The organism is Corynebacterium felinum (assembly GCF_030408755.1).
Classification (GTDB): Bacteria; Actinomycetota; Actinomycetes; order Mycobacteriales; family Mycobacteriaceae; genus Corynebacterium; species Corynebacterium felinum.
In genome coordinates, this window is record NZ_CP047209.1 from 305,837 (window position 1) to 325,982 (window position 20,146).

The window sequence follows — 20,146 nt, forward strand, 5'->3', positions numbered from 1 at the left end:
GCACAGCTTTAGTAGTAGTAGGGGAATTGTGACCAATCGGGATCGCGCTTTTCAAGGAAGGAATTCTTGCCCTCAACCGCCTCATCGGTCATATATGCCAAGCGGGTGGCTTCGCCAGCAAAAACCTGCTGGCCCATCAAACCGTCATCGGTGAGGTTGAACGCAAACTTCAACATGCGCTGCGCAGTCGGCGACTTCGTATTAATCTCACGGGCAACCTGAATTGCCTCATTTTCCAGCTCAGCATGGTCGGCCACAATATTGACAGCACCCATCCGTTGCATCGTCTCCGCATCATAAGTGCGCCCGAGGAAGAAAATTTCGCGGGCAAACTTCTGGCCCACCATCTTGGCCAAATAGGCCGACCCGTAGCCCGCATCAAACGATCCCACATCAGCATCGGTTTGCTTAAACCGTGCCTCCTGGCGGGAAGCGATCGTAAGATCGCAGACCACATGCAGCGAATGCCCGCCACCGGCCGCCCATCCGTTGACCACGGCGATCACCACTTTCGGCATGGTGCGGATCAGTCGCTGCACTTCCAAAATGTGCAAACGCCCACCCTCAACCTTGGTGCGTGCCTCATCCACGGTCTCTTCAGTCTCGCCCGTGGCGTAGCGGTAGCCGGAACGGCCACGGATGCGCTGGTCGCCGCCGGAACAAAACGCCCAGCCGCCATCTTTGAGCGCGGGACCATTGCCGGTGATCAGCACCGTGCCCACATCGGGGGTGCGGCGTGCATGATCCAGTGCACGGTACAGCTCATCGACGGTGTGGGGGCGAAACGCGTTGCGCACCTCAGGGCGGTTGAATGCAATGCGCACCGTGCCATATTCGCGGCCTTCGCCCACATGGCGGTGGTAGGTGATATCGGTCAGGTCTTCAAAACCTTCAACTGTGGCCCACAGTTCGGGAGTGAAAGGGTTGTCAGTGGAGTACTGTGATACAGATTCTTTGCTCATAATTGTTCCTAGTGTAGTGCCCGCGCCCGTGCGCCGTTGCTTTTCGTGCTTTAAGTTAAACCCCCAACTAGTTTCCTCAAGCTACACAGCTATAGTGGGAAGTTATGAGCCCAACAAGCAGGTATGCCCCTATTGATTACAGCACTTTAAGCCTCGACGATATTCTCGAGCGCGCCAGAGTTGTCAGCCTCCCGCTGCGCGTGCGTTTCCGTGGCGTGCGCGAACGTGAAGCGCTCGTGATTGAGGGCCCTTGCGGGTGGGGTGAATTCTCCCCCTTCCTTGAATACGATGCTGCTGAGTCTGCTTCGTGGCTGAAATGTGGTCTTGAAATGGCTTTTGTGGGGCCTCCTGTGATGCTGCGCGAGAAGATTGAAGTGAATGCCACCGTTCCGGCTGTTCCCGCAGTGCAGGTGGAAGGGGTGCTTGAGCATTTTCCTGGCTGTCGGACTGTCAAAGTGAAGGTGGCGGAAAAGGGGCAGACTCTCGCCGATGATATTGAGCGTGTTGCTACTGTGCGTGAGATTATTCCCAATGCCATCATCCGGGTGGACGCGAACCAAGCGTGGACTGTTGATCAGGCGCTTGAGGCGGCGCAGCAACTTGGTCCGCTTGATTATATGGAGCAGCCCTGTGCCACTGTTGCTGAGCTTGCTGAGCTGCGTATGAAGTTGGTGCGTGCGGGGTTGTTTGTGCGTGTGGCTGCGGATGAGTCGATTCGTCGTGCTGATGATCCCTATGCGGTGGCGGCGCAGAAAGCGGCGGATGTTGCGGTGGTTAAGCCGGCGCCGTTGGGTGGGCCGCGGAATGTGTTGGCGATTGCGCAGCATTATCGTGCGCAGGGGTTGGATGTGACTGTTGCTAGTGCGTTGGATACGGGTGTGGGTATGAATGCTGGGCTGGCCGCGGTGGCGGCGCTGCCTGTGCATGCCGACGATGATGATTGTGATGTTCCGCCTGCTCCTGCTGGGTTGGCAACGCAGCGTTTGTTCGTTGCGGATATCACCCCACAGCGCACGCTTATCGACGGCTACTTGCGGTGCGACATGCTCGCGCCTGACCCAGCGCGCTTGGCGGAGTTTCAGGCGGAAGGGCCTAGGAGAGATTTTTGGCTCAATCGTCTCCGCGAGTGTTGGGCGTTTCTCTAAAATCTATTCCTAGGGTGTGGGGGTAATTCTAGGAGAGGTTTGTGGGAGGTTGTGTGTCGAAGAAAATACGAGTGGGAACACATTCTTTGGCGGGTTTTCAACGGCTGGGGGTGAAAAACCTTGTTGCGAGTGTGATTGTGTTGTCCGTGCTGTCGCTGGGGGTATGTGCCCCGGCGTATGCGCAGCGGCAGGAATTGGAACCGTCCTCGCCACGTGAGTTGTCGTCGTTAAGCTCGGGTAGCTCGCGGAATCCGGGGAATCTAAGGCCGCGTCAGGGGGAGTCTTCGCGACAATCGTCACGTGAGTCGGCGCAGGATGCATCAATGCTTTCGTCGAATGCACGTGCAGCGCTTTCGAATTTTGGTCGGGGGATGTCCAGCCAGGGGATGTTTTCATGGGGCAGGGTAAAAGATTCTGTTCATTTTCATGAGTTGATGAGACAGCTTCAGCGTGGGAGTGCGAATACGCGGATTTCTTCGGACCGTCTTCTGCATTTCATTGTCAGCGTTATTTATGCTCTTGGTTTAGGTCGGGTGATTTTCCCTCTTCCTACTCCGTCACCGGATCAGAAACCGGATACGGATATTTCCCCCGATATCACTTCGCTGCAGGTGGTAAAGAAGGAGAAGGAAGGAAAATACGGTGATCGTGTTGAGCGCTGGTTTATTTCCTCGCCAGCAATGAAACGGATTGTTGAGGTGCAGGTTCTGCTTCCGAAGGATTCCAGCCAACCTGCACCACAGTTGTATCTGCTCGATGGGGTGGATGCCCCGAAGGATAATGGGTGGCTTCAGACTGGGGAGGTGATTGCCCACATTGGCGACGACAATGTGATCGGTGTGTTGCCTACCCACGCGCTTGCGTCATTTTATGCCGACTGGAATCAGCCCGATCCGGTTCTGGGTTATATGAAGTGGGAGACGTTTTTGACCACAGAGCTACCGCAGGTGCTGGAAGCTGGGGGACATGAGGGGATTAATCCGAATGGGAAGCGGGCAATTGCCGGATTGTCGATGGGGGCTGGCTCAGCGGTGCGGATTGCAGCGAAGCATCCTGATGTTTTTCATGCTGCGATTGGTATTTCTGGCTGCTACACCACCTTAGATCCGGTGGGGCGTGCCACCCACGAGCTTACTGTGCATAGCCGGGGTGGGCAGGTGGATCACATGTGGGGGCCGGTGGGTAGTGCGGATCGGAACGATAATGATGTGATTGAGCGCGTTGAGGGTTTGCGCAATATGCCGGTGTATTTGTCAACTGCGGATGGGTATGTCACAGATGATGTGATGAATGAGGCGGCCAAATACTATTGGGATGGCTTAGGTATTGGTGTGGTCTTAGAGCATGGGTCGATGCATTGCACAAAGTTGCTCGACCGTGCCATGAAGTCTCAGGGGATGGACAAGAAGAAGGTGGTTTATATAGAAGGGGGTTCGCACCAGTGGATCAATTTCCGCGAGCAGATTAAACCAGGCTGGGAGTACGTTCGTCCGTTTCTGCAGTAGCGTGCCCAGCGGTGGGTTTTGCGTGTTGTGGTGCGCGTATTTAGCAGCTGGTGTTTGGAAGTTTAGAATTGCAGTCATGACTGTTGCAGATACAACGAGCCCTGAACTTGCCCGCGTCCTTGCTAAGGAGCTTGCTCGGCATCTGACCGATGTTGTTATCTGCCCAGGTTCGCGCAACTCGGCGCTGTCGCTTGAGCTGATTGCGCGCGGCGATGTGCGCATCCATTCCCGGATTGATGAGCGCTGCGCCGCATTTGTGGCGCTTGGCATGGCCCGGGTGACTGGCCGCCACGTGGGGGTGCTGACAACTTCGGGCACGGCTGTGGCGAACTGTTTACCCGCGATGGTCGAGTCGCAGCATTCGCATACCCCGCTGGCGATCATCTCAGCGGACCGCCCCGAATATTTAGTGGGTACGGGCGCGAATCAGACCATTGAGCAGCGCGGGTTGCTGGGAGTAGACACGATTGAGATCACCGATGTTGCCGACGTCGACAAGCTTATCGACGCCTTTGGCAACGTCAGCGTGCACATCAATGCCCGCTTTGCGGAACCGCTGGTCGAAGGAATGCCCGCACGCGCCGAGAAGGTGAACAAAGTGCGCGTCGGCATCCACCCCGTTGACCACGGTGACATCAGCGTGGACTTAAGCAAACGCACCCTCGTTATCGCCGGTGATGAAGCATGGCGCGTCGACGGTTTGGAAGACGTGCCCACCATCGCCGAGCCTTCCGCCCCAGCCCCATACCACCCCGTACACCCGCTGGCGGCGAGCGTGTTTTCGCGCGTGCAAGTCTCCGCGGAAGGCTACGTTGTTAACACCAAACCGGAACAGATCATCGTGGTCGGGCACCCCACCTTGCACCGCCAAGTCATGGCACTACTTGCCGATGAAGACATCGACATCATCGTACTCAGCCGCACCGACGTGGTGTGCAACCCGCAGCGCCGCGACGTGCGCATCGCCAGCCGCGTAAAAACAACAGGCGCGCCGACGAAGGAATGGCTGAAAATCTGCGACGCTGCCGCACAACTCGCCGCGCAATCTGTGCGTGATGTACTCGCCGAACCCGACTACGGCTTCACCGGACTCCACGTTGCCGCCGCAGTCGCCGATACCCTCGGCACCGGCGACACCCTCTTCGTCGGTGCATCCAACCCCATCCGGGACTGCTCCTTTGTGGGCATGCCCTTCGACGGGGTGGACACCTACACCCCACGCGGGGCCGCCGGCATCGACGGCAGCATCTCCCAAGCAGTCGGCGTAGCGTTGGCCGTACAAGCCCGCGAACCCGACCTGCTCCGCGCCCCCCGCACCGTCGCCCTCCTCGGGGATGTCACTTTCCTTCACGACGCCGGCGGGCTGCTCACCCCCGTGCACTCCATCGCCGCAGAAAACCTCACCATTGTTATCGCCAACGATGACGGCGGCGGAATTTTCAACACACTTGAAGTGGGGGCCGAAGAATACCAGCCGGGCTTCGAGCAAGCATTCGGCACCGCCCACCATGTCAACGTCGCTGATCTGTGCCACGCATACGGGATTGAACACCGCAGCGTCGACAGCATCGAGGAGCTTATCGACGCCCTCAACGACACCATCGACATCCCCGGCCTCAACATCATCGAGGCCTGCACCACCCGCACAACGCGCCGGGCACTCCACGAGCAGCTCGTGCAGAAAGTGTCGATGGGTAATTAGCACCTACCTGCTGGCTATAAGCCCTCCTCAGGCACTAAACAACAGCACAGAAGCCTATGGGCGAGAGGGGAATAAGGAAATCCGCTTGTCTTATTTTTGTGTCGCCCGCTCAACAACCATGACAAAAAGCGCAGCTGTCAGCATGCCGATGAGTGCGGGGAAAATTCTCACTAATTCATCGGCCATACTAGGTGCTGGAATTAGTGCGCTGAGTATGGTTGTGATGAGGAAAAAGAGGATAAGGGCGCTTAAGAGTGTGAGTGTTTTTAACCGCGATGAACGCCCGGCGAAAAAATCTGTCGCCCGTGGCGGCTGATCTGTATTTTTCATACCTAACCATGAAAGCATAGGGTGCTCCTTTTTAGTCGATGCAGCACCCAATGGTACCTTCCACGACGAAAGTACTGCAGGGGGACACAACGCGCCACAGTAAGCCCCCACGCACGAGTGTGGGGCAAGGGTGATGGGAAATCTCTAGCCCGATTAAAGCTGGCCTGCCACTGTGGCAGGTATTGCACGCAGGATGGCTATGGGCAGGCAATTTTTTTCTACAATGGCGGGTACTAAAGCGTATTTCCATGACGGCCTTGCCGAAAGTGTCGGGGCGAAACGGTGGCAGTAGGAGCCTTGGCCTCACTAGTGCAGGGGACTTCGATGACTAAAGCGAAGGAGCTTGATGATGTTTGTGGCTATAGCTTTCTTATTGGGTACTTTTGGACTCATGAGCCTGGTGATGTTCTTTATTGCCAAGCAATCACCTAAAGGGAAGTTCGGGCGCATCAAGTGGTGTGATTTGCCCGGTATTATCACGCCGAATACGTTGAGTTCGCGTGAAGCATGGGTGGCTGCACACACGGCGATGTCACCATATTTTCTGGGTTTGGCCTACTATTTTGCCCTTTCCGGTGTCCTGGCTTCACTCTGTCGAGTATTCGCACCGGAATATACCGAAACCGCTTTTCTAGTTTTGCTATTCCCAGGTATCGCAGCTTGTGGATTTTTTGCAATCAAAGGTGATCGAGTTGCCTCCAAGGTGTGGGCTGAAAGCAAAGGGTTGGACCCCGATAAATTTTAAAAAATAGCCTCAACTTTTTTCGTGAGTCTCAAAGACGATCAAGGTGCTGTCACCTTGAGGCGAGGGGGTTGATGAGGTTTTCTCAGCAAGTATTTGGTAGTTGAGGTGTAGAACGACTAGAGCGGATTTGTGGTGATTGTAATGGTCTGAGGGCAAGTGCGACAGAATAACGAAGCAGGCGGGCGTTCCTCTGATGATAGTTTTCATCTTCAAAAACAACTCTGGGTAAGAACCCCGCGTGCCTTCGTTATGACATGTCCACCAAACCCCCATAACTACAGGTCAGCGTTTCATACGCATTTTCCTAATGAGAAAATCTCACTTATTTCTTGACGGGAGTGACAAACCATTGAAAGAGGTAAGTGAAAATCATTGGGAAGGTTAGGAATTGGGCGATTAAATAAAGTATGCGAATGGTATCCGGTTTCATTCCGTAATGTTCGGCTACACCAGCACATACTCCCCCAATGATTCCTTTTTCAGGAATACGGTACATAGTTTTTTCCATCGCTTTTCCTTTTCCCTTGTGCTCATTGTGTGGAAGCTACTACTAGCATCTAAAATCATATGTTGAGACACCAAAATTGGAACTTGCAGGATTCGTGCCAACAACAATTCCCAGGCATTGACCTTTCCTATGAGCACGGATGGCATCAAATGCAATCCGTGCTGAGGCTATGAGTATAGGAATCCCCACAGGACCCGTGGTGCCCAGCGCCGCCATCCATGGTATAGCCGCCAATGCTCCTGCGCTTGTTACGCCCCCAGTGACCTGAGTTTCTTTCTTGCCCGGATTTTTCATGGGGTGGGGCTTAAAAGGTGTGTAAAAAGTAAAGAAAGTGCTTCTTGACCTGCTAGAATAGAGATGTTGTTAAGCCTTTATTCCAAGCAGAAAAGGAGCACTTTCATGGTGAAGACTACTACATACACCCCTATGATGGCCAGCTGCACCCGTCTTGTTTCCCGCGCGGGGGTGTTACCCTTTGCTCATGTAGCTCAATTAGTCGGGATTGGTGCCAGCCTTGATCGTGTTTTCTCACGGCAACGGTTAACACATACTTTTGGTGATGCGTGTACTGGGTTAGCGTTATCGTTAATTGCTGGTGGTGACGATGTTAAAGACATCAACTTGTTAGATTCTGTTTCGACAGCATTATCGTCTCAGCCATTGCCGTCGGTATCAACCCTGTGGCGGCGACTGACAGAGCATAAAGACACCAGCGATAAAATACGTGAAGAATTCCTTCACGCGATCAAATACGCCCGTAGCACACTATGGAACCTGCTGGGCGATCAAGCCCCACATAAGCTCGCTACAGTAGACAAACCCCTGATAGTAGATATTGATGCGACACTGATCTGTGCGCATTCTGGCAAGGAAAAAGCCGCACCTACCTATAAGAAGGGGTTTGGTTTCCACCCATTATGTGCTTTTATCGACTACACCAGCGTAGGGTTAACTGGTGGGGAATTTTTAACCTGTCTGCTTCGCCCAGGTAACGCGGGAGCAAACACCGCTAATGATCATTGCCAGCTTGTCAAAGAAATCCTGACCGCTCTCCCCGATCACAGCGATGGCAAACCTTGGGGCAAACGACTTGTTATCCGTGCTGACAGTGCTGGTGGGACAAAACAATTCCTTAGCTCCTTAGACGACCATGACCTCGGTTATGTTGTTGGCTTTTCACCCTCACCTACAGCAAGTATCCTCCTCAATGAGCACATCAGATCCGGTAACGAAGCAACTAGTCACACAGATTATCGATCATTACGTAACACCCGTGTGCCAATTGTGCGTGGCAATGGGGATATCAGCTTTGATGACCAACACTTCCTTGAAGACATCACCGGACTACTACAAACCGCACACCTAGAAGATGACAAACCACTGGTGAACCTTCTTACTGATTACCCCACCACGATGCGCGTGATCGCACGGATAGAATCCCCCCCACGCAGGGTGCCAACACAGCATTTTCAATCAACTCGGCATACGCACCCAATTATGCGCAACAAACCTCAACTGCAATATTCAACGCATTGACCAGTACTATCGCCAAAGATCACTATGCGAACAACACATCAAAGACGCCAAAGATCAAGGCCTTGCAAAACTACCGTTTTGCCAGTTCAAAGCTAACCAAATCTGGTGTCTCATCATAACCTTAGCCCACCAACTTCTCACCTGGACAAAACTACTCGACCATCACTACAACAACCACAACAGCGGCAACAACAAGAAACGAAATCAATCCGACAACCCGTGGTGGACATGGGCACCAAAAACCATTCGAGCAAGGTTTATTGCAATCTCTGCAAAAATCACGACAAGCAGCAGGCGCATATACCTCCACCTCGATCAACAAAGCACACACACCCCCACACTGGTGACACTTATGGAATACACCCAAAACCTCCTACGCCCCCTTAAAAAACGAAAAACCTAACCCCCTCAACCACAACACGCAGCAGACCCCACCACCGGCAGCCAACCGCAGGCACCCCACCACAAAACCCCACCACAAAAACACGGACGTACACCTTGCCATTGAAAACCACAACCAAAGGCGAAGGTGCCCCAACCAACCCCACAAACACACCACCCCAACCCACCACCACCAAACCCACCCCATGAAAAATCTGGGCTTGCTTAGTCGAATAGTGGTTTTTCCCATCCCCAAGTGATCTGGGGATCAGCAGTGATTGGGAAATTAAGGTCTGGAGAGTGCTCAACGGTTTGAATCAATACTCCATTTTCGATAGCGATTGTCGTAGCAACGGGTGTTCCAGTCGCATCGTATGCCCAGGGCTTTTGGATAGTAGCTATTATTTCCCCCTGATGCACTACTCCAAAGGCCTCAACACTGTTTTCATTGAAAGCCACAATATTTGATCCCTCTGGCAGATGAAGGGGAAAAACATATCGCTTGGGAGCATCCGAGTTTTGTAAATGAATCAGAGTTTGTAGACCATCAGGCAAAACCTTTGTCTCTAACGAATACTCGTGAACTGGACGATTTCGAAAGCCTGACCGCGGACTCGATTCAATGGGGAGTTCCCAACCAATTGTGTATGAATCGCCTTTGGGTGAAGTACCATTCACTTTTGCTATTTCCTGGGCATGAGCGCGTGAAGGATGCGTGTGTATTCCAATCGAGATAGCAAAGATTGTCACAAATACTACAATCATCTTAAATGACAGCTGAGTTAAGAATTTGAAAGAATTCAACATTTCCTCCTGATGTTTCTTGGACTGAAAGTACTTGGTTTCCGGAGACCCAGTGTTCACAGCATGGTATACACCGAAAGGCTTTCTGTCTATCGTGGATTTCTCATGGGGTTAGGTGTGGGGGTGGTGGATTCACCTGTGCTCTAGCAGGGATCTGGCTTTTCGTTTTATAGACGTTTGATTTCTCGTTTGTATGAAGTGGGGGCGCTGAAGTTGTCTTGCGCACAACCCATAACCACAGGTTTTAAATGCAGCTTCTAGGTGCATCATCATACTCAGTGCGGTGGTATCTGAACACACCTGGGGAGGCAATCATTTTTGCCATATCGGTTTGGATGCTGCTACTGGAAGGGATCTATCGAGACACCACTACCGCCAGAAATCACCAGACTGCTCTATAGAATCTCGAAACCTGACTAAAATGTCACAAGTCCGGTCAAAGGCGATCAAGGTGCTATCACCTTGAGGCGAGGGGGTTGATGAGGTTTTCTCAGCAGAGTATTTGGTAGTTGAGGTGTAGAACGGCTAGAGCGGTTTTGTGGTGATTGTAATGGTCTGAGGGCAAGTGCGACAGAATAACGAAGCAGGCGGGCGTTCCTCTGATGATAGTTTTCATCTTCAAAAACAACTCTGGGTAAGAAAGTGCTTATGGAGCTTTTGCGTGATTAGTAGGTTGTTCCAACTTATTTACTGAGTGTAGCTTTCCAGACTCGCTCAAGTTTTTCCGATTTTCTTCGTTCATGGTGCTTGTGTGCAAAGGGTCGATGACAGGTCTGTACTCAAGGAGTATCCGCGAGTGGCATATGTCGTCTACAGCACGATGAAAGAGATGGAGCTTTGATTCGAATGTAAATATTTCTTTGTCTCTCAATAGTTGAGTTTCCTTTGGGATCCACGAATATCGAGAGGTAGGAACTAATTGATACTCAATGGATCTTTTCACGAGGGCACAAACCCAGTCCGCAAATTGGATGTTTGCAGATAGTGAGCTATCAATGTGCATGGGTGGCTCAACAATTCTTCGCATATCTTCATGTTCAGTCGCTCGCCCAAGTATGTGAGCGTACATAACGGGTAAACGTTGTTTCCGCGATTTTTCATTGATCTGATCCATCATGACCATGATTTGTTGTTTTCCTGAATCAGCATGTCTAGCCAAGCGATTGAGTGTTTCGCGCATGGCGTTTTCTTCACGTGCCTCAAACTCACGTGGGCCAGTGTTTGTTTCTTTAGGGGTTCCGCAAGGTTTCTCTGCGGCATAGTAGAAAAGTTTTCCGTTGAGCGCGTCGAGTTTTGAAATGAGAGATCGGAATACTCGAAGATTTTGAGGTCGATCATCGGAAACTCTCGCAAATAAGAGGTCGGAACCTTTTTTCTCCCAGCGGTTGGGGTCGGTTCCTTCAGGGATCTCATTCTTAAACAGCGTGCGTTTTTGTTTGTTGAAATAAGCTCCAAACTCACGAGCTGCTTCGGCTGGGATGACAAAACCGCCATAGCCGAAGGCGGGGCTATCGGAAAATCTTGCGTGAGTTGGACTAACAAAAGCTCCGGTTTGTCCTATTTCATCTATGTAGGCGAGTAACATATTTCCTCATTGACAAGCGTAAAGACCCACACGAATGTGGGTCTTGAGTTGCTGCCCTAGGTATTCTTGTTGAATTTTCAACTCAACCCTGGCTCACGGTTTTGAGGATATCAGTCGTACTGGCGACTCGACAAGCTTTCTGAGAGAAAAGGGGTATGGGGGGAGCTTCAAGTCAGCATGGTTGTGGTCGACGCAACGGTCACTGAGGACGTAGTGTTTCTTGAAGCGTCGACGGTGGGCATAAGCAAACGGCTACACTGAGATGTTGTGTCCACCTCAATTCCTCGCATACCTGTGTATAGCGCCACACGTGTCAAGCGTCGCGCGATTCAGGCTGTGCTTTTTCTCTATGCGGCAGCCATGGTCGGCTGCGCAGCCATGGTGATCGGGCCTGCGCTCAATGACTGGACAATCGAATCAAACCCAGGGCGTGCGCTTGCCAAAGTCACCGCCGTGACCAACACAAAAACAGTCGTGGAATACCAAGACGAAGAAGGCGTGTACCACTCCCCACACAACGGTTTGCTGTACCCCACAGGGCTTGGGGTTGGGCAAAGGGTATGGATCAACTACGCAAAAACTGACCCTGAGCTTGCAAAAGTTGAAGGTCGGAAATGGACACTGGCGCTCATCCCCGCCGCCAGCGTCTTCGCAGGTATCCACGTGGTCACGCTGCTGCTACTTTTCATTGTGAAACAGATCCGCGTCGGCGAATCCCGCCCACAAACCCCGCCGCGCACGCGCCGAATTACGATTGCGCCCCGTAACAAGGCGGAAGGGGCTGAATAGAAACAACGATGCGGGTGGCTATTGTGGCAGAGTCCTTCCTTCCCACCGTCAATGGGGTTTCGCGCTCAGTCGCGCAGATCGCACAACACTTGCGTAAAGGCGGGCATGAAGCGATCATTATCGCCCCAGGTGTGCGGGAAGATCAGGACGAATACTTTTGTGGCTTCGCGGTGGTGCGCCTTCCGATGATGCGCGTGCCGTTGATTAACTCCTTTCCTGTCGGTGTGCCCACTCCGGCGCTTGTGCATGCGCTTGATCGTTTCCGCCCCGATATTGTGCACGTGGCCAGCCCCTTCGTTGTCGGCGCAGTGGGGGTGTGGGCAGCCAAGCGTCGCAACATTCCTGTGATTGGGGTGTTTCAAACAGATGTTGCAGGCTTTGCCACGCGCTACCACTTAAGTTGGCTCACCCGCGCTGCCTGGGCGTGGACGAGGCGCATCCACAACGCCTGCGACCGCACCCTCGCCCCCTCCTATGCTGCGCAGCACGCCTTAACCCAGCACGGCATTTGCAAGGTGATGCGCTGGGGTCGTGGGGTTGATGCTGAGTTGTTCCACCCGTCGAAAAGCAATGCTACGCTGCATCAACGCTGGTCAGAGAGCGGACGCAAACTCGTTGTGGGCTATGTGGGCCGGCTCGCCGCCGAAAAAGGCATCCACCGCTTATCGACGCTCAATCAGCACCCCAACTATCAACTCGTGATCGTCGGGGACGGGCCCGAACACCACCGCCTTCAACAACAACTCCCCACCGCCATCTTCACCGGCACACTCACAGGCGAGAACCTCGCCGCCGCCTACGCCAGCTTCGATATCTTCATCCACCCCGGCGAATTTGAAACATTCTGCCAAACCATCCAAGAATCCCAAGCCGCAGGAACACCCGTCATCGCACCACACGCTGGCGGCCCCATCGACCTGATCACACACGGCGAAACCGGCTACCTCATCGACCTCGAACACTTCCACACCCAGCTTGCACACACCCTCGACATGCTCAGCAACCACGGCCAACGCAAACGCATTGCCGACGCCGCACGGGCGCACGTACTGCAACGAAGCTGGGAGAACATTTGCGCCCAACTCATTGACCACTACACCGACGTATGCGCCGAAAAACAGGATGTGCGCATCAGCTAAGTTTCTTCCTGAGCAAAGCGGGTTAGACTTAAACCCGTGGCTAAAGCATCTATGGATAAAAAACCCCTCGACGTGGCACGCATGTTTGATGCCGTGGGGGAGAAATACGACATCACCAACACCGTGCTCAGCTTCGGACAAGACCGCCGCTGGCGACGCCGAACCAGGCAACGCCTCAACCTGAAACCCGGCCACACCGTACTCGACCTCGCAGCCGGCACCGCCGTATCCACCGAAGAACTCGCCAAATCAGGGGCATGGGTGATTGCCTGCGATTTCTCCCTCGGAATGCTGGCCGCAGGCAAAGACCGCAACGTGCCCAAAGTCTGCGGCGACGGCATGTGCCTGCCCTTCCCCGACAACACCTTCGACGCCGTCACTATCTCCTACGGGTTGCGCAACATCCATGACTTCCGCGCCGGTTTACGTGAGCTTGCCCGCGTGACCAAACCCGGCGGCACCCTCGTGGTGGCAGAATTCTCCACCCCCACGCTGCCCATTTTCCGCACGATCTATATGGAATATTTGATGCGGATGCTCCCAGCTGTTGCGAAGGTTGTGTCCTCCAACCCAGAAAGTTACGAATACTTAGCCGAAACCATCCGAGCATGGCCAGCCCAAGAAGAACTCGCCCGAGCAATCAACGAATCAGGGTGGGAAGGCTGCGGGTGGCAAAACCTCACCTTCGGCATCGTCGCCCTGCACGCGGCAACAAAACCACTGGCCTAAACCACGTTAACTCCCTCTTCCCCTTGAGCGCCTTCGCGCTGGGGGAGGGGGATTTTTGCTGCGGAAAGTTAAAGGCCGGTCAGGGGGTTGGGGGTGGGTAAAAACTGATTCGACATAGAGCAAGTGCTACCTGTAAAACCGCAGGTCAATTTTCGGCAGGTGTGCTGAAAGTCGAATCAGTATTTATGAATAAATACCTTCATATTTATAGGTATGCTTATTGTGGCGTTTTTGGGGCAAGCATTAGCTCCACAGCGGGCTAGAACCACGGAAGCGACCAACCACTGTGCCAGCCATAGCCCAAGCTCGTGCCACAAGGTCAGAATCTTCCTCAGTAACCAAATTGCCCATCAGGCGTGCCGCAGCCGGCATGAGCACAGGGCCGAGAGGTTTGTTGAGCCCGATCGGGCCAAGCTTTTGTAGCAGCTGCGGGTAGGTGAGTAGTCGGGCTGCGGTGCGTGCCAAAAGAAAAGCCTGACCGTAGTGTTCGCGCAGGACAAAAGGCCACAACAGGCTAAAATCTTTGCCTTCATCGAGCAAGGAGACAGCCAGTTCGGCGGTTTCCATGCCGTAATCGATCCCCTCCCCATTGAGGGGATTGACGCAGGCGGCAGCGTCGCCGATGAGCATCCAGTTCGCCCCCGCAACATTGCTCACAGCACCACCCATGGGCAAAAGCGCTGAGGCGACATTGTCCGGCTGCCCGAAATCCCACTCGTCACGGCACTGCTGGGCATAGAAATGCAGGAGCTTTTTCGTATTGATTTTCGCCGGACGACGATCAGTGGATAAAGCACCACACCCAACATTGGCGCGGCCGTCGCCGAGGGGGAAAATCCACCCGTAACCCGGCTGAATGGTGCCGGTATCATCTGTGAGTTCAAGGTGAGAATGGATCCACGGTTCAGTCGATCGTGGGGTATTACAGTAGGAGCGGGCAGCGATTCCGTAGACTTCCCCTTTGTGCCATGTGCGGCCCAACAGCTTGCCAAAAGTAGAGCGCACACCGTCTGCTACCAGCAGATACGTGGGTTTGATGCGCACACCGTTGGCCAGGGTGACCACGCTCACTTTCGCACCGTCGAATTCCACTGCGATCGCTGCCACGCCGTCGATAAGCGACACTTCGGGTTGACGTCGCGCCTGATCGAGAATGAGCGCGTCGAGTTCAACCCTAGGCATGGCAGAGCCAACGGTGCCGAAAGCGCTGTCGGGCCACGGGGCGGTAACGGAACCGCCGAAGCCGTGAAGTTTCAGCCCATGGGAGAGGTAGCGGTCGGTGATGGTGGCAGCGAGCCCGATGCGATCCAATTGGGTGATGGCGCGGGGGGTGAGCCCATCGCCGCAGGTTTTGTCCCGCGGGAACTGTTGCGCGTCGACAATCAGGGTGCTTAAGCCCCTGCGTGCGGCGTGGATCGCGGCGGTTGCGCCGGTGGGGCCACCGCCAATGATCAGCAGTTCGGTGTGGATGAGTTTTTCGCTGTGAGTTTCGGGCACGACCCCTATTCTTTCAAGGAAGTGACGCTGATTGCCACCCCGAGGGTGTGAGGAAGCCACCTTATCGACTACGGTTAAGGGGTTAGTTGGTTAAATAATCGGATGAATGTGAAGTTTTATGATTCATAAAACACTGTCACATAATTCATCCGTGGTCTTAGCCTGTGTGTTTTTCATGAGGTTACTCCTGTCAAGCGCATGGTGCTAGGGCGCATTGTAGGCCTTCAAGGAAAAGGTAGAAACAGCATGAGCAACGGTGCCGAACTTCGCCAGAACACTGGCGATTCCGCTATCGGTACGCGCGTCGACTTAGGTGATGCATCCTTAAACGAGCAGCTATATGCCGGCATGAACCGGGTGGAATTGGTGCTGCGGGATGAGCTGAATAAGGGCGCTGATTTCCTCACTGAGAAGGTTATGCACCTGACCAAAGCTGGGGGCAAGCGGTTTAGGCCCATGTTTGCGTTGTTGGCATCCAACTACGGCCCGAACCCGATGAGCGACGAAGTGGTTAAGGCCGCGGTGATCGTTGAGATGACGCACCTTGCCACGTTGTACCACGACGATGTGATGGACGAGGCAACGCAGCGCCGTGGCGTGGAGTCGGCGAATGCGCGCTGGTCGAACTCGGTGGCGATTTTGGCGGGCGATATTTTGCTTGCGCATGCTTCGCGCATCATGAGTGAGTTGGGTGTTGCCACTGTTGCGCATTTTGCTGACACGTTTGGTGATCTGGTGACAGGTCAGATGCGTGAGACGATCGGCGCTGGTGACGGCGACCCGATCGAGCACTACATGAAGGTTATTGAGGAAAAAACTGGTGTGCTGATTGCCTCCGCCGGCTACTTGGGTGCGATGCATTCGGGTGCTGATGAGGACACGATTCAGGCACTGTCGCGCACCGGTGCGGCGATCGGCATGGTGTTCCAAATCGTCGACGACATTATTGATATTTTCTCTGATTCAGACCAGTCCGGTAAGACCCCAGGCACGGATCTGCGTGAGGGCGTGTTCACGTTGCCTGTGCTGTACGCGCTTGCTGAGGACTCCGCGGTGGGGGAGCAGTTGCGTGGGCTGTTGACTGGCCCGCTGCATTCTGATGATGAGGTTGCTGCTGCGTTATCACTGTTGGCACAGTCGCAGGGTCGTGCGCGTGCGCTTGCCGACGTCCACCACTACTTGGCGGTCGTCGACGAGAATCTAGCCACACTGCCTGACAACGCAACAACGAAAGCGTTGCGAATGCTTGCCCAGTACACGGTTTCGCGTGTTGGCTAAGTAGGGGAGGCTACCTGCGGATTTGCCAAAACGTGGTGGGTTCGTAGTAAAGTACTTCTCGCAGCAGATAAGTGTTGCACGCCAGGTTGCCCGAGCGGCCAAAGGGAGCGGACTGTAAATCCGTCGGCATTGCCTACAGAAGTTCGAATCTTCTACCTGGCACAATCAAACCCCCTGTGTTCTTAATGAGCACAGGGGGTTTTGTGCAGCTTAAGTTTGGTGGGGATTGTGCGCCTGTTGGCTGGTTGCGGAGGAAGTGAAGGGGCATAGTCGGCGGTGTGGGCCCTTGGGCATGAGCGTAACTATTACTGTGTGCTTCGTGGGCTGCTTGTCCGCGTTGGGGTGGGGCGTTGCTGTGTGTTGGTAGAAATTATGTTGTTGACCTTGGGATTTGTGTTCTGTTGTGAATGTGGGTTATTGTTTCTTCAGTCGCACAGAAGGGCAGCGGAGAAATCTACTAAACTTTATTAGCGGCTGTGCCCCCTTAGCTCAGTCGGCAGAGCGTTTCCATGGTAAGGAAAAGGTCGACAGTTCGATTCTGTCAGGGGGCTCTGTTTCTTTTTAGTATTCTGAAAAGGATCAGGTATGGCGGTGTAGCTCAGTGGTAGAGCAAGCGACTCATAATCGCTGTGTCGCGAGTTCAATTCTCGCCATCGCTACTGTGCTTGAAGAAGTAAATAGGTGCCAATTGGCGCCCTATTTGCATATGGGCACGATAAATACATAGGGGCGTAGTTCAATTGGTAGAGCAACAGTCTCCAAAACTGTAAGTTGCAGGTTCGAGTCCTGTCGCCCCTGCCAAAGAAAAACCAGCCTTGTGGAAACCCCCACAAGGCTGGTTTTTCTTTAACCCGAAGGCTTTGAATACACGGGGGATTTGAGGCATCGAGGTGTGCGCTCACAACTGGCTTACTGTGTTGTTTGCAAACGTTGAGCCTGATGCACAGTGTTTCCCTAGGGCAGGGCGGGGAATCCTGGGGTGGAGTTTGCGTGCTAGGTGCTGAAAAACAGTGCAGTTTTTCACGAGAATAGTGCGCATGAAGCATTTGTGAAACGGCTGCATAAAGGTGGTTTTTGGGCTGGGTTTGTGTTCTTAAGATCAAGGGGCTAATCTATGTTCTGTCGCACAGCGCTCTATCGCACTATTGTGAAAGAGATTCTGTTTGGCGTTGCCCCCTTAGCTCAGTCGGCAGAGCGTTTCCATGGTAAGGAAAAGGTCGACAGTTCGATTCTGTCAGGGGGCTCTTTTTTATTTCTCCAGGTGTTTCACCGTCGTCGATAAGCGCAAAGCCCACCCAACAGCACTGGCACCTGGACCCACGGGGGTGGGCAAACATGCCAGCATTCGAAAGATGGTGGCCTCACATCTGCCGCGTGCGTGAAATTACGGTCAGGATCGATGCGTGCGCGAGTAAAGTTTCGCAGGCGCACGTGGAGCTTTGGTGCGACAACATCATAATCAGCACAAGCATCGGCAGGGGAGTATGTGGGCGTAGGGGAGCAGCGTGCGCGCAGAACAGCATCACCAAAGGGTGTGTGTCAGCTGTGCTGCCGTTAACGAAAATGTGGTGAGTTTAAGAAATTTGGTATAGTCGAACAGTTGTGAGATCTAGTCTTGTATCCTCCACGCCACACAGGTGCGCAGTGCCACCACGCGGGGAAAGGGTGAAAAAGATTCAGTTCTTCCAGAATGACAGTGAGATTCTTTTATAAAACTTGAGTTAGAGGAGAGTCGCGTGAGCGATCAACAGCCAACGCAGGGCGGTGCAGCTCGTCCAACCGGTAAGCGTCAGCTTACTGGCGCAAGCACCACCTCGACCGCCTCCTACGAGGCAAAGCAGGCTGCCCCTGCTGGCGGTTCTGAAGATAAGAGCACCAACAAGGTTGTTGCTTTTATCCCAGAAGTGGTCACCGAAATGAAGAAGGTTATTTGGCCAACTGCTAAGCAGATGGTCAACTACACCCTGATTGTGTTTGCCTTCCTGATCCTGCTCACCGCCCTCGTTGCAGGCGTTGACTTCCTTGCTGGCCTCGGAGTTGAGAAGGTTCTCACCCCTCGCTAGTATTTAATCAAGGTAGCTAATAGCATCCCGCCGGATTTCCTTAAAGTAGCAAGGGAACGGCGGGATAACTTTTTGCCTACACTTCGCGCACACATGGTGTGAAGTGTGCAGAAAGCAGCGAACTGTGAAAAGTTGTTTACCATAGAAAGCAGTGCCGCCGAGGCGGCGTGTGGGAAACAACTTTCCACGAACAAAATTCCACTGTGACCCCCGACCACCCACCACTGTGGCAGCGTGAACATTTTCCGATGCTGTCCCTGCAGAAAGCGAGTGACTTACCCACATGAGCGAAGAAAACCTGGATTCCTTTGCAGCAGCATTCGACGAAGCAACCGATGCTGCTGAGTTAAACGAGTCGACCGAAGCTCAGGACATCGCCGATAGCTTCGACGCCTCCATCGCCGAGCCAGAAGCAGAGGCTGGAGAAGAGCAGGCAGAGCCAACCCCATCCGAGGCGGCCGCTGCCGAAGCAAACGATGCTGATGGCGACTACAAGGCACGCCTGCGCGCTTTTACTCGCGAGCTGAAGAAGCAGCCTGGCCAGTGGTACATCATTCAGTGCTACTCCGGTTACGAAAACAAGGTGAAGACCAACCTTGACATGCGTGCCCAGACCCTTGAGGTGGAAGACTCCATCTACGAAATCGTGGTCCCTGTCGAGCAGGCTGTGGAAATCAAGGACGGCAAGCGCAAGATCGTCAAGCGCAAGCTTCTGCCAGGCTACGTGCTAGTACGCATGGACATCAACGACCGCGCATGGTCTGTAGTGCGTGAAACCCCAGGTGTGACCTCCTTCGTGGGTAACGAGGGCAACGCCACCCCAGTCAAGCACCGCGATGTGGCGAAGTTCCTGATGCCACAGGACGCTTCCGCACCGACTGAGGGCGAAGGCTCTGTGACCGCTGAGGGTGAGAAGGTTGTGGCAATGCCTACCGATGTGGCTAAGGCTGCAGTCACCGTCGACTTCGAAGAAGGCGAAGCTGTCACCATCCTCACCGGCGCACTTGCTGGTGTTTCCGCAACGATTTCCTCCATCGATGTGGAAAACTCCAAGTTGCAGGTTCTGGTGTCCATCTTCGGCCGCGAAACCCCAGTGGATGTCACCTTCGACCAGGTGGAGAAGGTTTCCTAGCTGTCGTTGCGACGCCGTATCGACGTCGACACGCATCTAGCCCATACGCAGCATATACAGCAGTGATGCTGTCGCTGTGTTCGCGAACCCCCGTGCATAACCTTTGGTGTGGTGCATGGGGGTTTGGTGTCTTTGGGTTGCGGTTGCTAGAATTTCACAGTTGCGTGTCTTTTGGCATGCGCAATTCATATTCATGATCCCCCGGTGGCTTGAGATCTGAAGCACGGTTTGTGTTTCAAGTTCGGGCATCCGGACGGGGGCGCACACCGTGAAAATATTTTTCAAGGAACCATCAACACTTTCGTGTCGGTGTGTT

Annotated in this window: 18 protein-coding genes and 5 tRNA genes; 17 read left to right on the top strand and 6 right to left on the bottom strand. The window is 53.7% G+C overall.

Annotated elements, in window-relative coordinates; genetic code table 11:
• Positions 1–8 precede the first annotated feature (8 nt).
• The gene (locus tag CFELI_RS01375) at positions 9–962 is read right to left on the bottom strand and encodes a 1,4-dihydroxy-2-naphthoyl-CoA synthase (protein ID WP_277103629.1); all 954 of its coding nucleotides are present in this window, start codon (positions 960–962) and stop codon (positions 9–11) included.
• 104 nt (positions 963–1,066) lie between these two features.
• Between CFELI_RS01375 and CFELI_RS01380 the strand changes: the two genes are divergently transcribed.
• The 3 genes from CFELI_RS01380 (at position 1,067) to menD (ending at position 5,314) form a co-directional block, all read left to right on the top strand.
• Positions 1,067–2,107 carry an o-succinylbenzoate synthase gene (locus CFELI_RS01380; protein ID WP_277103628.1) on the top strand — a complete coding sequence of 347 codons (1,041 nt, stop codon included), beginning with the start codon at positions 1,067–1,069 and terminating at the stop codon, positions 2,105–2,107.
• A gap of 71 nt (positions 2,108–2,178) precedes the next feature.
• Positions 2,179–3,612: an alpha/beta hydrolase gene (locus tag CFELI_RS01385; protein ID WP_277103627.1), complete on the top strand. Its 1,434-nt coding sequence runs from the start codon at positions 2,179–2,181 to the stop codon at positions 3,610–3,612.
• A gap of 76 nt (positions 3,613–3,688) precedes the next feature.
• A complete protein-coding gene (gene menD / locus CFELI_RS01390; protein WP_277103626.1) occupies positions 3,689–5,314 on the top strand; it encodes a 2-succinyl-5-enolpyruvyl-6-hydroxy-3-cyclohexene-1-carboxylic-acid synthase in 1,626 nt (541 codons plus the stop codon).
• Positions 5,315–5,404: 90 nt separating this feature from the next.
• On the opposite strand, the gene CFELI_RS01395 is transcribed toward menD, so the two are convergent.
• Positions 5,405–5,662, bottom strand: coding sequence for a hypothetical protein (locus CFELI_RS01395; protein WP_277103625.1), 258 nt, complete (start codon positions 5,660–5,662; stop codon positions 5,405–5,407).
• 328 nt (positions 5,663–5,990) lie between these two features.
• On the opposite strand from CFELI_RS01395, the gene CFELI_RS01400 reads away from it, so the two are divergent.
• Positions 5,991–6,389 (top strand): SdpI family protein, encoded by a 399-nt coding sequence (locus CFELI_RS01400; RefSeq protein ID WP_277103624.1) that lies wholly within the window; start codon positions 5,991–5,993, stop codon positions 6,387–6,389.
• Between the two features lie 322 nt (positions 6,390–6,711).
• On the opposite strand, the gene CFELI_RS01405 is transcribed toward CFELI_RS01400, so the two are convergent.
• A complete protein-coding gene (locus CFELI_RS01405; RefSeq protein WP_277103623.1) occupies positions 6,712–6,897 on the bottom strand; it encodes a PspC domain-containing protein in 186 nt (61 codons plus the stop codon).
• A gap of 426 nt (positions 6,898–7,323) precedes the next feature.
• Between CFELI_RS01405 and CFELI_RS01410 the strand changes: the two genes are divergently transcribed.
• Positions 7,324–8,433 (top strand): transposase, encoded by a 1,110-nt coding sequence (locus CFELI_RS01410; protein WP_290259054.1) that lies wholly within the window; start codon positions 7,324–7,326, stop codon positions 8,431–8,433.
• Entirely contained in the window at positions 8,429–8,836 is a 408-nt protein-coding gene (locus CFELI_RS13605) for a transposase (protein WP_353959545.1), read from the top strand. Before CFELI_RS01410 ends, CFELI_RS13605 begins: the two co-directional genes overlap by 5 nt.
• 203 nt (positions 8,837–9,039) lie before the next feature.
• Here the strand turns inward: CFELI_RS13605 and CFELI_RS01415 are convergent, their stop codons facing one another.
• Together CFELI_RS01415 and CFELI_RS01420 are read right to left on the bottom strand one after the other, a co-directional pair.
• Positions 9,040–9,621 (bottom strand): hypothetical protein, encoded by a 582-nt coding sequence (locus CFELI_RS01415; RefSeq protein WP_277104571.1) that lies wholly within the window; start codon positions 9,619–9,621, stop codon positions 9,040–9,042.
• 643 nt (positions 9,622–10,264) lie between these two features.
• Positions 10,265–11,203, bottom strand: a complete 939-nt coding sequence (locus CFELI_RS01420) for a DUF3800 domain-containing protein (protein WP_277104570.1) — start codon at positions 11,201–11,203, stop codon at positions 10,265–10,267.
• Positions 11,204–11,482: 279 nt separating this feature from the next.
• On the opposite strand from CFELI_RS01420, the gene CFELI_RS01425 reads away from it, so the two are divergent.
• The 3 genes from CFELI_RS01425 to CFELI_RS01435 are packed head-to-tail and all read left to right on the top strand — an operon-like array spanning position 11,483 to position 13,860.
• On the top strand, positions 11,483–11,992 hold the full coding sequence (locus CFELI_RS01425) for a hypothetical protein (RefSeq protein ID WP_374724757.1): 510 nt from the start codon (positions 11,483–11,485) through the stop codon (positions 11,990–11,992).
• Positions 11,993–12,000: 8 nt separating this feature from the next.
• Entirely contained in the window at positions 12,001–13,131 is a 1,131-nt protein-coding gene (locus CFELI_RS01430) for a glycosyltransferase family 4 protein (protein WP_277104569.1), read from the top strand.
• A 51-nt stretch (positions 13,132–13,182) separates the two neighbouring features.
• Positions 13,183–13,860 carry a demethylmenaquinone methyltransferase gene (locus tag CFELI_RS01435; protein WP_374724711.1) on the top strand — a complete coding sequence of 226 codons (678 nt, stop codon included), beginning with the start codon at positions 13,183–13,185 and terminating at the stop codon, positions 13,858–13,860.
• A gap of 243 nt (positions 13,861–14,103) precedes the next feature.
• On the opposite strand, the gene CFELI_RS01440 is transcribed toward CFELI_RS01435, so the two are convergent.
• Entirely contained in the window at positions 14,104–15,357 is a 1,254-nt protein-coding gene (locus tag CFELI_RS01440; RefSeq protein ID WP_277104567.1) for a geranylgeranyl reductase family protein, read from the bottom strand.
• Between the two features lie 246 nt (positions 15,358–15,603).
• Between CFELI_RS01440 and CFELI_RS01445 the strand changes: the two genes are divergently transcribed.
• The 8 genes from CFELI_RS01445 to nusG all read left to right on the top strand — a co-directional run bounded on the left by CFELI_RS01445 (position 15,604) and on the right by nusG (position 19,830).
• The gene (locus CFELI_RS01445; protein ID WP_277104566.1) at positions 15,604–16,635 is read left to right on the top strand and encodes a polyprenyl synthetase family protein; all 1,032 of its coding nucleotides are present in this window, start codon (positions 15,604–15,606) and stop codon (positions 16,633–16,635) included.
• A gap of 80 nt (positions 16,636–16,715) precedes the next feature.
• Positions 16,716–16,797, top strand: a tRNA-Tyr gene (locus CFELI_RS01450).
• Between the two features lie 316 nt (positions 16,798–17,113).
• A tRNA-Thr gene (locus CFELI_RS01455) sits at positions 17,114–17,186 on the top strand.
• A 36-nt stretch (positions 17,187–17,222) separates the two neighbouring features.
• Positions 17,223–17,294: transfer RNA gene (locus CFELI_RS01460), tRNA-Met, on the top strand.
• 66 nt (positions 17,295–17,360) lie between these two features.
• Positions 17,361–17,436, top strand: a tRNA-Trp gene (locus tag CFELI_RS01465).
• Positions 17,437–17,806: 370 nt separating this feature from the next.
• A tRNA-Thr gene (locus tag CFELI_RS01470) sits at positions 17,807–17,879 on the top strand.
• Between the two features lie 492 nt (positions 17,880–18,371).
• Complete coding sequence (gene secE, locus CFELI_RS01475; protein ID WP_277104565.1) at positions 18,372–18,698, top strand: preprotein translocase subunit SecE; 327 nt, start codon at positions 18,372–18,374, stop codon at positions 18,696–18,698.
• A 283-nt stretch (positions 18,699–18,981) separates the two neighbouring features.
• Positions 18,982–19,830 (top strand): transcription termination/antitermination protein NusG, encoded by an 849-nt coding sequence (gene nusG / locus CFELI_RS01480; RefSeq protein ID WP_277104564.1) that lies wholly within the window; start codon positions 18,982–18,984, stop codon positions 19,828–19,830.
• Positions 19,831–20,146 lie beyond the last annotated feature (316 nt).